Origin of the sequence: Dactylosporangium sp. NPDC051484, assembly GCF_040689395.1 — a bacterium.
Lineage (GTDB): Bacteria > Actinomycetota > Actinomycetes > Mycobacteriales > Micromonosporaceae > Dactylosporangium.
Genome location: NZ_JBFAZX010000010.1, coordinates 68,230 through 84,360, shown reverse-complemented (window position 1 = coordinate 84,360; position 16,131 = coordinate 68,230). Strand labels below are relative to the sequence as shown.

Here is a 16,131-nt window from a genome sequence, read left to right as displayed (position 1 = left end):
TGAGCACACTTCGATCGCATACCAGATGCGACCACCGCCGGTGACCTCGTACTGCCACTGTTCCAGCGCCACGGCATCGACCTTGACGACGCCCAAGCCTCCGATGCATCCTGAGGCCGCGGTCCATCATTCGTCAGCGACGAAGCTATTCCGAGTAAGACATCGTCACCGTCTGTGATTCTGCTGATCTACCGCGGCGACCCAACGAATGCCGGTGGGACCTGTGTGGCGGGATCGACGTTGTCCCTATCGCCGGGGCCGGGGTGAGCCGGGGCACCTGGAACGGCTCGGACCTGACCGTTGCGGTTCTCGATCCGCACCGCCACGCCACCGACGTCGGTGAGCCGGACCGGTCCGATGAACCGGGAGTCGTGGGCGCGGGCGCGGTTGTCGCCGAGGAGGAAGATCATGTGATCCGGCACCGTGGAGGTGGGGAACGGGTCGGTGACCGCTGCGCCGAGGTAAGGCTCGGGCAAGGTTGTTCCGTTGACGACGACCCCCTCGCATCGCCCGGCCGGGCCGGTCGGGCACCCGATCGTGTCACCGGAGAGAGCGACGACCCGAAAAATGGCGTCGTATGTGTAACCGTCACGGGCGAGGTGCACGATGACGATGTCTCCGCGGGCGGGCGACAGCTTTTTGTTGAGTACGACGCGTTCCCCCACATTGATCGTGGATTCCATGACTTCACTCGGTTCGGTGACGGTGAAGTAGTCACTGCGGCCGAGCAGGTTCGCCGCCGCCACCGTGGTCAACACCACGAGACCACCGCCGACAGCGGCCGCAACCTTGCCCAGGCGCCGTACACGCCGCTGGCGACGAGCGCGGTTGAGGACCGTTCGCGCGAGGTCAGCCCGGGCGTGCACTGTCGGCGTGGCAGCCGTTGCCAGCCTGCGCAGTTCCTCAGCCGGATCGTGCGGCGAGGGCAGAATCGTGTTCATCGCGTCGTCCTCTCTACGGAGGCAAGGGAAGATTCCAGGGCGGTGCGGACCTTGAGTAGTCCGCGCGCGAGGTTGCTCTTGACCGTTCCTGGCGAGCACCTCATGACGGCCGCTGTCTCGGCTTCACTGAGTCCATCGATGACGCGCAGGACGACCGTCACCCGCTGGCGAGGCGGAAGGGCGCCGAGTATTTGGTCGAGGTGCGCTCGGGCAGCGACCGCCTCAGCGTGATCGCGCCCGGCAGCCAACAAGTCCGGGTCAGCCTGTACGGGGACAGGGACGAGATGGCTGCGCCGGCCGCGATCCTTCGCGAGATTCACAAGCGCCGCCCGGACGTATGCCTCCGGAGATTCCAATTGTCTTGACCAGTGCTTGGTCAACCGCAGCAGGGCGGTCTGCAGGACATCCTCGGCCTCGGCGGCGTCCGGCACCAGCAGCCGCGCGAATCTGAGTAACTGGTCTCCATTGACCCGAACGAACTCCGTGAAATCCTGCTCCTCAGACGGGTTCACACCTACCAGAACGAGATCTGCTTCAGAGTCGTTGCACGCGTTGCTCGGCATTCCAGCCCTAATCGCCTCTGGCGCCGTCTCAACGGGTCGTCATCCATGCGCGCAGGTTGCCGACGAGCAGAACGCATGATGCGAGGATCAGCATGGCTGCCGCTCCGGCCCGCCAGTTGCGGACGACGACCTCGACGACGCCCAGGACGGCGAACACGGTGGCGCCGGCCGCGGCCATGGTTGCCGTGAACCGCACCAGCCGGCCGCGAGCCGCCGACTCGATTCCGAGCATGAGCACCATGAGCGCGGCGAACGACCAGAGCACTCCGATTGGCGGGCTTATCACGACGAGCGCGACTCCGGCCAGCATGACCGACACCGATGCGGCCGACCATATCGCCAGGAACCGCTGGCGTGGGGCGTCGGCGGCGAGCGGAAGAGCACGGCGGCGCAGATGGGCGTGTGGAGCCTCGACGGGCGGCTCGGTTCTCGCGCGGACGATCGCATCGAGCTCCTCGCGCAGCGCGGTCTGCTCGGTGTGCAGCCGCGCGATGGTCTCCCTGCCGTCCTGGCCGTAGCCGGTCTTGCCACGGCTGTGGGTCTTGTCCGCACCTTGGCTCGTGTAGGCCGCCCTGGCCCGGTCGCTGGCGCGCGACTCCCGCGACGCCTGCCGGTGGACGTCGATCTCGACGGCGATCTCGGCAAGGCGCTGTTCCAGCCAGCTCGCGCGGCTATCCCGCAGCACGGCACCGTGCTCGACAGTGGGGTACTCCTCGTCGAGGCCGGCCCACGCCACCGGGTTCGCCCAGCCTGGCCGGACCGACCCATCGCGCTCATACCGGGGCCCGGCCGGCGCCCGCTCGCCGCCGAAGTGGTCCCGTGTGTCCAGGCCCCACAACCCTCGGAAGCCACGAATCCAGGGAGTGTGGTCGTCGATCAACACCGGATGCCAGGCCAGGCCCTCTCCCACTCCGATGCCCGGGCCGTCGCCGCGGTGGTAGTCGATGAATGGGATACCGGCGGGCGTCTCGGGCATGTCCCTGACCCAGGGCAGCAGAGTCCGTGCCACCTGGCGCGACGCGGCCGCGAGGCGATTCGGCCACGTCAGGGCGACGGTCGTCACGTATTCACCGGGTAGGTAGGCACCGGCGTGCGATCCGGCCCCCGCGTACACCACTGGATGCGTACCGACGAACTCGATGTCCGGGTCGTCCCAGCGTCTACGCAGGTCGTCGCCGACTTCGTCGTGGGCCGAGAACGCCACCCAGGCCGGGCGCAATGCGCCGCTGAGTGTCTCACCGAGAAAGATCGTCACCTGTTCCCAGTCGGCCTCGTGGTCGTTGACCCCGCTGAACGTCGAGCGCCAGTCGTTCATCGGGTAGAAGTACCAGTACTGCAGGGCGACGTAGCCGCCGTCCCGGACCACTCTCGCGTAGTAGGGATGATCGTCCGCCTGCATACGCGTGACGTACAGCCGGTGCGCCGCCGCCCGGGTGCCGCCGGGCACTGTCCCCCGCAGAAGAAGGGACAGACGGAGACCGGCGTCGACGAGCCGCGCGAACAGCCCGACGGCGGCGAAGCGGCTACTCGGCCGAAACGACGGCTGCGCTCCTTCACGGCGCCATCGCCGGTACTCGGCACCATGCATCGGACGGTCGACAAGGCGCAGGTACAGGCCGTCTCCGGCGAACCGCTCCCCCTCCGCGGCCAGCCGCTCCAGTGTCAGCTCACCGGGCTGGGCCAGGCATTCCTCGCGTCGTTCACCCGGGCGCCGATGCCACAGGCTGGTCTGGCCAACGTAGGCGTCGACGGCTGTCGGCAGGAACAGTTCGCCGGCTGTGTACCGGATCACCGGCTCGTACGCGCGCAGTAGGGCGAGCTCACCCTCACGGCTACCAAACCCGGAAGGAATCTCCGAGCGGTCCGGAGCGGGTCCAGCCTCCGGGCCACCACCGGCGGCAGGCACCGCGTCATCCACGCTCATGACTCGGCTTACCGGATCGCGCCGATTCGGCATCGCGGGAGAGGCGTACTGCGCCCGAGCTCAGCCTCGACCCGGCCTGCTGCCATCCCACGACGCCGACCATGCAGATCCCTTCCTCACGGTGATCTCGGATCACCGTGCTACCCACGGCCGGCTGGTTCATCCGTCCGGCAGTCCCACGCCACGGAGGCGAGGACCGAGTCCGGTCCGGTCAGCGGCGGAAACCGACCGGGGCTCAGCTGAGGAGCGCGGCCGGCAGCGGTTCGCGGTGCAGCACGCTGAGCCGGGAAACGGCGCGGGTGAGCACCACGTACAGCCGATGCAGGCCACGCGGCTCGGCTGCGACGATGGCGGCTGGCTCGATCACGATGACGTGGTCGTACTCCAGGCCCTTGGCGAGGGTCGCCGGCACGACGGTGACCCTGCCGGCGACGGGGCTGTCGAGATCCGCGGGCTGCACGCCTGCCTCTTCGAGCGCGGTGCGCATCTGATCGATCTGGTGGTCGGCGGCGATCACGCCGATGGAACCTGGGTACGTCATGGCGGCTTTCGCCTCGGCGACCGCGGCGGTCGCGAGGTCGTCGAAGGCTTGGACGGTCAGTTCGCCGTCGCGGCGCAGCGAAACGGCCGGTGGGACGTTGACGGCGAGCGCGGGCAGCAGCCGGTTGGCGAGCGCGACGACCGCGTCCGGCACGCGGAAGCCGACGCTGAGCGGCACGATCCCGGCCTCGGGCTTGCCCAGGTGACGCAGCGACTCGGCCCAGTCGGTCGCAGCCCACGGCGATGTGCCCTGTGCGAGATCGCCGAGGAGGGTGATCGAGCCGTGCGTGCTGCGGCGGGCGATCGCGCGGTACTGCATCGGCGAGAGATCCTGCGCCTCGTCAACGACGATGTGGCCGACGCTGGCCTGGCGTTCGAGAAGTCCCGCCACCTCGTCGATGAGCACGAGGTCGGCGGCGGACCACTTGGTGGCGCGCGGGGTGCGGGGCGGCTTCACCCAGACGATCGCGGCCTGCTCGTCGGCCGTCAGGAGGCCTTCGGCGGACACGGCGAGCACCTCCGGATCGCGGAGAAGATCGAAGACGAGCCCCTCGGGCGTGACCGCCGGCCATGCCGCGTCAAGTGCCTCGGCCACGGGCCGGGACTTGCCCATCTTTCGTGCCCAGCTCTCGGGCGGCGACTCGCCGGACTTGGCCTCGGCCTGGCGCTGCAGCAGGGAGACGATGCGCGCCCGGGCCCGCTCCCGGCCCAGCGCGTAGGGCGGATCCTCGCGCCGTACGTCGTCGATGACCCGGCGCAGCGCCTCGACGCTGACCCGCCAGCGGTACGCGCCGTCCGAGACCTGCAGCGGCTCCTCCGGCCGGGACAACCGTGACCAAAGCGCCCGGTGCAGCACCTCTGCGATGCGTGGATCGTGCTTGACCACCTGCGCGTCGACCGGGTCGGTGACGCGGACCGGCACGCGGGCGATCAGGTCTTCGATCGTGGACTGCTGGACTTCGAGCTCGCCCAGGGCGGGCAGAACCGAGGCGATGTAGCCGAGGAACGCCTGGTTCGGACCGACGATCAGCACCCCGGCCCGGCGGAGGCGCTCCCGATGCAGGTACAGCAGGTACGCCGCACGGTGGAGACCGACCGCGGTCTTTCCCGTGCCGGGAGCGCCCTGGACGCAGATGGAGGTTTCGAGGTCGGCGCGGACCAGTTCGTCCTGCTCCGGCTGGATGGTGGCGACGATGTCGCGCATGGGTCCGACGCGGGGCCGCTCGATCTCGTCGAGCAGGATGCGGCTGGTCCCGATGTCCTGCCCGGCGGTGAGGTGTTCGTCCTCGAAGCTGGTGAGGTCGCCTTTGACGAACCCGAAGCGCCGGCGCACGTCGACGCCTTGCGGGTCGCGGACGCTGGCCTGGTAGAACTTGCGTGACAGGGGTGCCCGCCAGTCGAGGACCATCGGCTCGCCGGCGGCGTCGGTCACGTGCCGGCGCCCGACGTGGTACTGGTGGTCGTCGAGGTCGAGCCGCCCGAAGAACAGCGGCGTGTCGGGGTTGTCGGCGAGATCGGCGATGCGCCGGGCCAGGTGCCGGCCGAGCGTCTCCGCGGCGTACGCATCCCCGGCGACCTTGTCTCCGGTGGAGAAGAGCTCCTCGGCATGCTCGCGCATGCGTTTGAGCGCCTGTCGTGACGCGGCGAGGTGTTCGCGTTCGTGTTGAAGGTCGGTTTCGAGTGCGGGCACGGTGATCCTCTTGGAGGTCTCGGTCGGCTCGCTCGCGTATCCAGGGCGGTGGGCCCGGCGCGTGGGACGTCCGCTGCGGTGCTTACCTCACCGCGGCCGTCAAGCGGCTAACCAGCCTACGCGCACGCGGCGCCCACCTCCACCGATTTTCGAACGGCGCCGGACGGAGCTGATTGTGCACTTGCTCGATGTCGACGTTCCGGCCGCTGTGGCGGTTCACGTGGCAGGCGCAGAAATGTACCAAATGCCGTGGAGGGCATCAGGACGTCCTGCCCTGTGCGCCAATTGACGTGTGCCAGGAGTAATCCTGACGCAGATGCCTGACAGAAGGGATCGGCATGCACAAGTCTTGGCGACGTGCGGCGGTTGCAACCGCCCTGTCGCTCACGGGGGTAGTCGGCGGACTGGCGGCAGCGGCTCCCGCCGACGCCCAGACTGGATCGTTGTCGTTCAGCGGCGACGCCGGCGGCTAGGGCGCTGTGTCGATTCGCATGCTGGTGCTGATCGTGATCCCGCCGCTCGCCGGTGTGATCGTCGGCTATCTGCTGGGCGGGCGCCTGTCCGGGTTGCGCACGATCCGGCTGGTCGCGATCTGGCTGCTGTGGCTGGCCGCGTTCGTGCAAGCGGCGCAGTACTACCTGCCCGGCGCGCGGGACTTCGTCGAAATCCGGGTCGGCGTGCCCCCGCTGGTCGTCGTATTCGCCCCGGTGCTGATCTGGCTCGGGGTCAACCTCCGAAACTGGCCCGCGGCGATCCGCGTCGCCGGGGCGGTCATCGCGCTCGGTGCCGTCCTCAACGGCATCGCCATCGCGGTCAACGGCCGGATGCCGTACTCGCCCGCCATGGCCGAGTCAGTCGGCCTGCGCCCGGGTCTGACCACGCCGAAGAACGCGCCCGTCGACGCCGACACCCGGTTGTCGTTCCTGGGCGACACCATCCCGATCGCGCCGCTGCGGAAGGTCATCAGCCCTGGTGACGTCCTGATCAGCGGCGGCTCCTGCGCGGTGGTCGTGCTCGCGATGCGCCGCCACCGGCGGGAATTGCCAGTAGCGCAGCTGACACAGACCCGGACAGGGGGTGAATCATGACGTTGTCGATCAACTGGCGGCGCGCCGTCTTCGTGGTGTTGACGCTCGCCTCGCTCGCGACCCTGCTCTACACGATCGGTGCGCCATACGAGCACGGAGGCTGAGCGGCCGCACATGGGAGACCATGCCGCGAGGCATGGTCTCCCGTCATGAGTGGACGTCGGAAGCCGTCCGGATCCGAGTTGCGGGTGGGCTCCACCGAATTTACCCGGCTGCTCGGCCGGGGGGCCGGTACTGCTCCCTTCGGAGCGGTCGGCGTGGCACCCTTGTGACAGTATCCGTCAGGAGGTGAGTCGCCGATGAGCGTGGCCGTGCTTGAGCATGTCGGTCCGTGGAGCGAGGACGAATACCTCGCATGCGGTGGCGAAGGATGGCGAGACACTGACCGCCGATGGTCCGTTCACGATCGAAATCGACACTCGCGCCCTGCTACGCCCCGATAGCTTGACGTTCTTGACAGCCTCGGCAGTGTGCCGAATTCCGGGGTTGGGGTTCCCGGTCCCGGGTGCGCCTTGCACACAGATCGACTCGTCGAGCTCGGCGCGTACGAGGGCGTCCTGTTCGGGTTGGATGGTGGCGACGATGTCGCGCATGGGTCCGACGCGCGGCCGGTCGATCTCGGCGGTGAGGATCGCGCTGTTGGTGCCCAGTTCCTCGCCGAGCCTCAGGTGTTCGTCCTCGAAGCTGGTCAGCTCGCCCTTGACGAACCCGAACCGGCGCCGAATCTCGACGTCCTGCGGGTCTTTGACGCTGGCTTGGTAGAACCGCCGGGACAGGGCCCGCCAGTCGAGGACCATCGGCTCGCCAGCGGTGTCGGTGACGTGGCGGCGCCCGATGTGGAAGAGGTCCTGGTTGATGTCGAGCCGGCCGAACAACAGCGGTGTGTCGGGGTTGTCGGCCAGTTCGGCGATGCGGCGGGCCATGTGTCGGCCGAGTGTCTCGGCGGCGAACGGGTCCCCGGCGACCTGGTCGCCGGTGGCGTAGAGGTCTTCAGCGCGTTCCCGCATCTGGCGGAGCGCTGTTCGTGAGGCGTCGAGGTGCGCTCGCTCGGCGGCGAGTTCTTCTTCCAGTGCGGGCACGTTGATCCCCGTGGAGGTGTCGGTCGGCTCGCTCGCGTATCCAGGAAGATCCCTGGCGCGTGGGGACGTCCGCTGCGGTGCCTACCTCACCGCGGCCGTCAAGCGGACAATCACAATACGCCCCACCCAGACCCTCTTCCACCCATTTACGCGGGCGAAGCGGCCTGCGCCGCGATCGAGCCGCTCGAGCTCGAACCAGTAGCCGGGGCGGGTGGTTCGGCAATGCGAAGCGCCCGGGGCCGCTTCGACCCCGGGCGCTTCGGACGTGCGTGGTGCTGTGCGTGGGACTACGGCTGCAACTTCCTGGCACTCTGGCCGGCACCCTTGTCACCCTGCGGCAGCTGGGTCTTGCTCGTCGCGGCCTTGGCCGTCGCCGTGGTCAGCAACTTGTTGTAGACGCCGTTCACGTCGATGACGAGGTTGGTCGTGCCCAAGTGGTTGTAGGCGCTGAACGACCAGTGGTCGTCGAGGCCGATGAGCGCCGAGTTGGGCTTGATGTCACCCGGGTTGAGGTTGAGCGTGCTGCCCGCCGCCGGCTTCGGCCGCGAGGTCGGCCACAGCTGCACGAACGTCGACGAGGTCGGGGTGACGCCGGTCACGTTGGCCGCGATCGCCCAAGTGCCGTCGCCACGCAGGTTCGAGGGGAGCACCGTCGTGCTAGTGGTGGCGGGACCGAGCGCCTTCGGAATGCCGAGGCCCTCGCGGGTGTCGACGATGCGGGTCGGGTCGGTCGGCGTGAAGTGCAGGCCTTCGCCGATGGTGTTGTCGTCGAACACACCGAGCACATCGACGATGACGTCGGCGCTGCCGAAGCCGCTGTACTGAACGGCGAACTGCTGCATGTTGCTGGGCAGGCCCTCGCTGCCGCACCAGTCACACGCCGAGGTCGGAACGATCGCCATGTTGGGGACGATCGCGCCCTTGACGAAGTTCAGCAGCGAGGTGTTCGGCCTCGAGCCGACACCGTTCCACACGGTGAAGAAGCCGTCCGCGTTCGCGTTGACCGCGGTGACGTTGATGGCCACGGCCTTGATGTGCGGGTTCAGCGAGGTGTCGGCGAACCCGACCGGAAGCTGGTAGTACTCACCGCTGCGGAGCTTGCCGTCCGGGTATTCGCGGCTGTCGATCAGGCGGAACGGCGTCCACGGGAAGTACTCGCCACCGGCGCCCGCGGCACCCGCCGACTCGGTGCCAGCGTAGAAGCCCGTGACGTCGGCGATCACGTCGAGAGTGCCGACCTGGTTCCAGATGTTGACCGCGCCGTCCGCCCCGAGCTTGACGGTCACCGAGTTGGCGCCCGTCCAGCCCTTGGTGATGTTCAGGTTGGACGCGTTGGGTCGCGAGATGCCCGACGGATACACCGTCATGAAGGTCTGCAGCGAGGGGTTGGTAACCGTGACGTTGAGCACCACGGCCGAGACTCCGGACGCCGGCACACCACCGCGGCCGGCGACCTGGAGCTTGAGAGTCCCGTTGGGCCCAAGCGTGCGCTTGGGGGCACCGTTACCCTCGCGGGTGTCCAGGATCCGAGAAGGCGTGATCGGGAACAGGTTACCGATCTGAGTAGGTGCTGCTGCGGCGGCGGACGCGACGCCACTGAAGCCCGGCAGTACCGCCAGGACAAGAGCGGCCGTGCCGACCACAGCGAGAGATTTGCGCATAAGGCGCATAAATTGCCCCCGATTCCCCGTGTAGGTCGAGAGAGATGAGGTCAGGCATCGGTCAGAGCGATGCCACGACCGCAATACGGTACGACAGACCCCACAGCGGCGCAAGAGCCTTATTGCCGTTCATACATGAACGGGGGACAAGGCCTACTCCGTTCCCTATTCGTTTCCCTTTGCGGTCACTCGGGCTTTCGAGGCATATCGTCCGCCGGTCCCCGCGCTGCACCCGGCTACGGCACGGTGGCCGCCGCATGGCCGTCTCCGCCGAGCTGACGCGCCGGTCGAGCGCGACCGGGACTCCATCGGCGGCTTGTCTTCGCAACGGCTCCTGGCGTGGCGCAGGCGACGCCGAGCGGTCCCCGTGCGCGTTCACAGCGGCGCGGGCGCCGAGCCCGCCGACCGCCGCCATCGACAATACGTTTCGGTTCAGCTACCGATCGGTGAGCATCGCGGGCGGTAATCGCAGCGTCGTAAATCGGTGTATGTTAATACTGCCGACGTCGCGTCCGCGCGCAAAGGAGCGGTCAGCGGCGTGATGACTCAAACCCGCGACCTTCCGATTAAGGGCGAATTAACTCCGTTTTGGCGAGCATTGCCAGTGCTGTCGTGATCTCCGATGGGATGTCACTATCTCCGATGACGCGTCACGTGCAGTCGGCGTACTCGGTCAGCGGCAGGCTCGTCTCCCTGTTGCGCACCGTCTGGGCCGTCGGTGACACAAAGGCTGCTGGACCATTGCGGGCGTGGCCGTCGCTCTTGGCGAACATTCCGACGCTCCGGCTCCAGTACGAAGGCGCGCAGCCACTGCGTCTCTGGCGCCGAGAAGGCCCCGGGGCCCATGGCAGGTCTCCAACGACGCGACCGGCGAGGAGCCCCGGCAGCACCCGCACCTAAGCCTTAAAGGGCATTAGTCCCTTTTAGGGGCGCTTTCGCCCTCGTCGTCATCCCCGTTGAGGGCGGCACGCAACCGGTCCCGCTTGTCCGCACGCCGCTGGGCCATCCCCACGGCCTGCACGGACGCCTCCTCGCGCAGCCCCTTTAGCAGGAAGAGGGCCAGCACCGCGGAGACCAGCACGGCGACCATCAACTTGAGCGGCACGCTGATGTCGATCGGCACGACGAGGACGGCGAGCGCGACGACCCCGAACAACCCGAGGCGGGCCAGCGAGTACTTCACAAACGGTGACATGGTTTTCCCAGCGTAGCGTCAGGCCCAGACCTGCTGCGGCTCAGCGCGGCGATCGGCCAGCGGCGTCGGCTTGTCGTACTCCCGCACGATCTCGTATCGCGTGTTGCGCTCGACCGGCTGGAAGCCCGCGTCCCAGATCAGGTTGAGCAGGTCCTCGCGGTGCATGGTGTTGGGCGTGCCGTAGCTGTCGGCGTCGTGCGTGATCTTGTACTCGACGACCGAGCCGTCAAGGTCGTCGACGCCGAAGTTCAGCGACAGCTGCGCGACCGACAGGCCGTGCATGACCCAGAAGCACTTGACGTGCGGCACGTTGTCGAAGAGCAGGCGCGAGACGGCGAACGTCTTGAGGCTCTCCGCCGGCGAGGCCATCTTGGTGCGCTCCTGCAGCCGGTTGCGGATCTTGCCGTCCGCCGAGTCGACGAAGTCGTGCTGGTAGCGCAGCGGGATGAAGACGGTGAAGCCGCCCGTCTCGTCCTGCAGTTCGCGCAGGCGCAGCACGTGGTCGACGCGGTGGCGGGGCTCCTCGATGTGGCCGTACAGCATCGTCGAGGGCGTGCGCAGGCCCTTGCTGTGCGCGAGGCGGTGGATGCGCGACCAGTCCTCCCAGTGGGTCGCGTGGTCGACGATGTGCTGGCGGACCTCCCAGTCGAAGATCTCCGCGCCGCCGCCGGTCAGCGACTCCAAGCCGGCGTCGATGAGCTCGTCGAGGATCTCGTCGGCGGGCAGGCCGGAGATCTTCTCGAACCACTGGATCTCGGTCGCGGTGAACGCCTTGAGGTTCACGCCCGGCAGCGCACCCTTCAGCTCGCGCAGGACCTTCGGGTAATACTTCCACGGCAGCGTCGGGTGCAGACCGTTGACGATGTGCAGCTCGGTGAGCTGCTCGTCCTCCATCTCCTTCGCCTTCGCGACGGCCTCGTGGATACGCATGGTGTATGCGTCCTTCTCGCCCGGCTTACGCTGAAACGAGCAGTACGCGCAGCTGGCCGAGCAGACGTTCGTCAGGTTCAGGTGCCGGTTGACGTTGAACATCACCCGGTCGCCGTTCTTTTCGGTGCGCACCTGGTGGGCCAGCCGGCCGAGCCAGACGAGGTCGTCACTCTCATAGAGAGCGATGCCGTCTTCCCTGCTCAGCCGCTCGCCTGCGGTGACCTTGGCCTCGAGCTCACGCTTCACACCTGCATCCACGCCGCCAGCGTACGTCGACCCTCTCGTTACCCTCGCATTCACCTGCCCCTGACCAACCTGACATTGATCACCACTCGACGGTGTGGCCTCCGTACGGTAAGAAAATTAGTGGGTAGTAACACGGTCGGGCGGCAGACCGACTGATCGATCGATAACGATCGACCATTGGCATGGCTAACCGACTGGGACGGTGGCGATGAGCGGGCTGGTGCTGAGGGCGGCGTATCCGGGCGATTTTCCGGCGCCACCACCGCTGGAGACACCTGTTGTCCGGGCAGTGACGACCGCGCCGCGGCCTCGCCGGCGGTTCCGCCGCGGCTCCGTGATAGCGACCGCCGTCATGTGCACGATGCTGTGCTCCCTCGTCACGCGCCCGGCCTACGCCGACCCGGGCGGCGACGTCCCTGACACCGGCTCCCGCCCGATCGCCTCGGGCCAGCTCGTCCTGCCGGGCCAGGGCGGCACAGCCGCCCCGCCGTCGACCAGCACGACGACGCGCGGCCCCAAGGCCGCCGAGCTGGCCCAGCTCGAGATCACCGTCGCCCAGCTCGGCGAGAAGCGCAACCGAGCCTCGCTCGACGTGGAGACGGCGCAAAACTCGCTGACCGACGCCCAGGGCAAGCTCGCCGCCGCGAGCCAGAAGGTCGAGGAGCTCAAGGCGAAGGCCGACTCGGCCGCCGCCGAGGCCTACAAGCGCGCCGCCGGCCTGGGTCCCCTGGACGGATACGCGAACGACCTGCACCAGTTCGGGCTCCTCGCGCCCGGCCTCGGCGGCCAGCCCGGCGGGCAGCAGGCGGCCCGCGACCTGCTGCGCGCGCAGGAGGCCGAGTCCGCCGCCCGCCAGGAGGTCCAGGAGGCCCAGCGGGCGGTGCAGGCCGCGCAGACGACCTACACACCGGTCGACACAGAGTTCCAGACGCAGAACAACCGCTACTTGCAGGTGCGTGCCGAGAACGACGCCCTGGTGCTGCGGATCGAGGCCGAGCAGGACGCCGCCGAGCAGGCGCTGAGCCCCGGCCTGGTCGACAACCCCGTCATCGACGGCATGGTGGCCCACCCCAAGGCGATCCAGGCGCTCAACTACGCGCTCAGCAAGGTCAACATCGCCTGGTATGTCTGGGGCGACGAGGGCCCGGACACGTTCGACTGTTCCGGCCTGGCGTACTGGGCCTACGGGAAGGTCGGCGTGCGCGTCCCGCGCGTGGCCAACGACATGTACCACGGCACGCGCGCGATCCGCCCGACGAAGAACCGCCCCGGCGACCAGCTGCTGCCCGGCGACCTCGTGTTCTTCGCCACCGACATGAGCGACTGGCGCAGCATCTACCACATGGGCATCTATGTTGGCGGCGGCAAGATGGTCAACGCCCCGACGAGTGGCCAAAAGGTCAAGATCGCGGAGGTGCGCTGGTCAAAGCTCTTCGGCGCCACCCGCATCTTCGACGCGGTGCCCTCACCCGGCGGCCCCCAGCCGTCCAGCACCACGACGACCGCCGCCCCGGGCGGCTCCGCCTCGGCGTCGCCGACCAACACGACGTCACCCTCGCCTACCGGCAGCGCCTCGCCGACCGGCAGCGCCTCGCCGAGTGGCAGCCCGACGCCGAGCACCAAGCCGTCGGAGTCGGAATCGCCATCGCCGACCGCCAGCCCGTCGACCCGTCCGTCCGACGATCCGACGACGCCTCCGCCGCCGTCTCCCGAGCCGAGCAGTCCGTCGTCGGCCGCCTCGTCGCCGTCGTCGGCCGCCGCGAAGTCCCCCTCCGCCGGCGCCAGCACCGCGCCCCAGGTGACGACCAGCGCCTCCGACGGCTGACGTTGCCCGCGGGGCAGGTTGAATCCCGGCGGTAGATCCAAAACCCGACGGTCTGCGACCCAGCACCGCGTGACTCGATGTGGCACCGTGGACACGTTGACCGATGGAAGGGGGGCCGTCGGCCGCGCGATGATGCCTGTGTAGGGCACCGGTTCATGGAGGGCAGCGATGGACGAGCGCGAGACGCGCGACGGCGCACGCGGCGAGGCGATTCCGACCGGCACCGCGTTCGGCGGCTCGGCCCCGGCGGGGGGCATGCCACCGGGCAGCCAGCCACCCCCAGAGGACGGCGCCGACCTGCCACCGCTGCCGCCCCCGCCGCCGGTCGGCGCGGAACTGCCCCCCACGCCGACGGACGAGGGTCTCCCCGACCAGGCGTACGAGCCGCCGCCCACCCCGGTGGACGGCGCCCTGTGGCCGGGCGCCAACCCGTTCGGTGGCGCCGTGGACGAGGAGGAAGACCCCGAAGTCGCGGCCCTGATGGCCGCCTTCTCCGACGGCGGTACGGCGGGAGTCCCCTCATCCGCGGGCGTGCCGGCCGCCGCTCCCTCCGCCGGCGCCGTCTCGGACGCGCAACCGTTGAGCGGAGCGCCACCCGCCGCCTTCTCCATGCCGACCTCCGAGCCCTTCGCCGGCGTGCAGCCCGGATCACCGGCCCCCGCTCAGCCGGTTGCCGCTGCGCCCGTTCCCGGCCTGCCAGCTGCTGGTCCGGACGTCTCCGGTCCGTCCGTCTTCGGTCCACCGATCTTCGGCCCGGCTGTCTCCGGCCCGCCGGTCGCTGGTCCGCGCATTGTCGCGGACGAGCCGGAGGTGATCGCCGCGCTGGGCGCGGAGCCCGACGAGGACGTGATCGCCGCGGCGGTCGGCGGTGCCCCGGCCTATCAACTGCCGAGCCTTGCGCCGGCCCCCGGCGTGTACGGCCCGCCCCCCACCGACCCGACCCCGCCCTCCACCGTTCCTCCGGCCCGTCGCACCGAGGGCGAGGACTCGGTCGGTCTGGCCGCCCCGTTCGGTCCGGCCCCGCTGACCGGCTTCGCTCCCGCCGCCGACGTCCGGGGCGAATCAGAGCCCCCGTCAGGCCCGATCGCCGCCTTCCAGCCGCCGGCCGCCGGTCTTGCACCGCCGGCTGCCGCGCCTGAACCGCCTGCCACCAGTTTTGGACGGCCGGCCGCCGCTGCCGAGCCGCCCGCGCCGATCGACGGTGACGAGCCGCCGCTGTCGAGCCGCCTGCGGACCCCGCGCGTGCCGATGGAGTCGTCCTGGGACGCGTTCGCGAAGCCCTGGACCGCGCCCGCTGCGGCCGCCGCCGAAACGCCAGCGGCCCCGTCGTCGCCGGAGCCGCCCGTGGTGCCGGCCCCCACCGCATATCCGCTGCCCAGCAACTCCTACGGTTCGCCGAGCGACGCCGCGCCCTCGTACGCCCCGCCCGCCGAGCCCCCCGCGTTCGAGCCGCCGCCGGTCAGGCACCCGTTCGCGGCACAGAGCCGCCCGGCCTCGCACGCCGCCCCGGAGCCGGCCGCTTCCCAGCCGCCGGTTGTCCCCGCGTTCCCGGGCACCTACCCGCCGCCGATCCCCGAGCCGTCGATCGCCGCGACCCCGCCCGCCGGCCTCCTGGCATCCGACCCGCTCGCGAGCGACCCCGCACCCGTCTCCGCGCCGGGCGGGGACGCCCCCGGCGTCGGGGCGGGCGCCGCGGTCGCGGCCGTCCGGGCCAGCGCCTCCGTGGCCGGCCGGCACACCGTCAGCGCCGAGGAGGCCGCCCAGGCCGCCCGGGGCGCGACGACGATCCCGAAGGTCTACCGCGGCGGCGCCGCGAGCGCCGAGCCCCCGGCCGTCGACCAGCCCCCGGCCGAGCCCGAGCCGGCCGAGCCCATCCCAGGCCCGACCCCCTCGCCCTTCCCGAGCCCCGAGCCGGTACCGCAGCCGGAGCCCACCCCGTTCCCGCCTGCGCCGACCCCGGAGCCGATCCCGAAGCCGTTCCCACCGGCCCCCGAGCCCGAACCGATGCCCGAGCCGGAACCGACCCCGCGGCCCGGCCCGACGCCGGATCCGTTCCCGCACCCGGAGCCCCGGCCCCAGCCGCAGCCGTTCCCATCGCCGTCGCCGTTCCCGTCGCCGTTCCCGTCGCCGTTCCCGTCGCCGTTCCCGCCCGGCCCGTTCCAGCCTCCGAACGCCCCGCCGGCCCCGTCCTACGGCGTCCCGGACGCGCAACCGGCACCATCGTTCGGCGCCGCACAACCACCGCCGCTCCCCGGCCCACCCCCACTGCCCGGCCCGCCACCGATCCCCGGCCCGCCACCATTCGGCACGCCCACGCCGGCCGCCGACACGCCGGCCACACCCGCCTTCGGCATCCCGGACGCGCAACCGGCACCATCGTTCGGCGCCGCACAACCACCGCCGCTCCCCGGCCCACCCCCACTGCCCGGCCCGCCACCGATCCCCGGCC

General features: G+C 69.8%; 10 protein-coding genes and 1 pseudogene. 3 read left to right on the top strand and 8 right to left on the bottom strand.

What is annotated here, in order from left to right:
* Positions 1–188 precede the first annotated feature (188 nt).
* The 4 genes from lepB to AB0367_RS18965 form a co-directional block, all read right to left on the bottom strand.
* Entirely contained in the window at positions 189–941 is a 753-nt protein-coding gene (lepB, locus tag AB0367_RS18980; RefSeq protein WP_366227637.1) for a signal peptidase I, read from the bottom strand.
* Entirely contained in the window at positions 938–1,504 is a 567-nt protein-coding gene (locus AB0367_RS18975) for a SigE family RNA polymerase sigma factor (RefSeq protein ID WP_366227636.1), read from the bottom strand. Before AB0367_RS18975 ends, lepB begins: the two co-directional genes overlap by 4 nt.
* Positions 1,505–1,532: 28 nt before the next feature.
* The gene (locus tag AB0367_RS18970) at positions 1,533–3,428 is read right to left on the bottom strand and encodes a hypothetical protein (protein ID WP_366227635.1); all 1,896 of its coding nucleotides are present in this window, start codon (positions 3,426–3,428) and stop codon (positions 1,533–1,535) included.
* Positions 3,429–3,663: 235 nt separating this feature from the next.
* A complete protein-coding gene (locus tag AB0367_RS18965) occupies positions 3,664–5,658 on the bottom strand; it encodes an AAA family ATPase (RefSeq protein WP_366227633.1) in 1,995 nt (664 codons plus the stop codon).
* A 491-nt stretch (positions 5,659–6,149) separates the two neighbouring features.
* On the opposite strand from AB0367_RS18965, the gene AB0367_RS18960 reads away from it, so the two are divergent.
* Complete coding sequence (locus AB0367_RS18960) at positions 6,150–6,746, top strand: DUF5317 family protein (protein ID WP_350546177.1); 597 nt, start codon at positions 6,150–6,152, stop codon at positions 6,744–6,746.
* Between the two features lie 494 nt (positions 6,747–7,240).
* On the opposite strand, the pseudogene AB0367_RS18955 reads toward AB0367_RS18960, so the two are convergent.
* From AB0367_RS18955 to mqnE, 4 genes and pseudogenes are all read right to left on the bottom strand, one after another.
* Positions 7,241–7,831 (bottom strand): annotated as a pseudogene (locus tag AB0367_RS18955) (AAA family ATPase); the annotation flags it as partial.
* Between the two features lie 281 nt (positions 7,832–8,112).
* Complete coding sequence (locus tag AB0367_RS18950) at positions 8,113–9,468, bottom strand: hypothetical protein (RefSeq protein WP_366227632.1); 1,356 nt, start codon at positions 9,466–9,468, stop codon at positions 8,113–8,115.
* A gap of 931 nt (positions 9,469–10,399) precedes the next feature.
* The gene (locus AB0367_RS18945) at positions 10,400–10,669 is read right to left on the bottom strand and encodes a DUF4229 domain-containing protein (protein WP_366227631.1); all 270 of its coding nucleotides are present in this window, start codon (positions 10,667–10,669) and stop codon (positions 10,400–10,402) included.
* A gap of 30 nt (positions 10,670–10,699) precedes the next feature.
* On the bottom strand, positions 10,700–11,869 hold the full coding sequence (gene mqnE / locus AB0367_RS18940) for an aminofutalosine synthase MqnE (RefSeq protein ID WP_366227630.1): 1,170 nt from the start codon (positions 11,867–11,869) through the stop codon (positions 10,700–10,702).
* A gap of 340 nt (positions 11,870–12,209) precedes the next feature.
* Here mqnE and AB0367_RS18935 point away from each other — a divergent pair, with 340 nt between their 5' ends.
* Positions 12,210–13,682, top strand: a complete 1,473-nt coding sequence (locus tag AB0367_RS18935) for an NlpC/P60 family protein (RefSeq protein WP_366227629.1) — start codon at positions 12,210–12,212, stop codon at positions 13,680–13,682.
* A 168-nt stretch (positions 13,683–13,850) separates the two neighbouring features.
* A partial coding sequence (locus AB0367_RS18930; protein WP_366227628.1) for a hypothetical protein occupies positions 13,851–16,131 on the top strand: 2,281 nt, incomplete at its 3' end.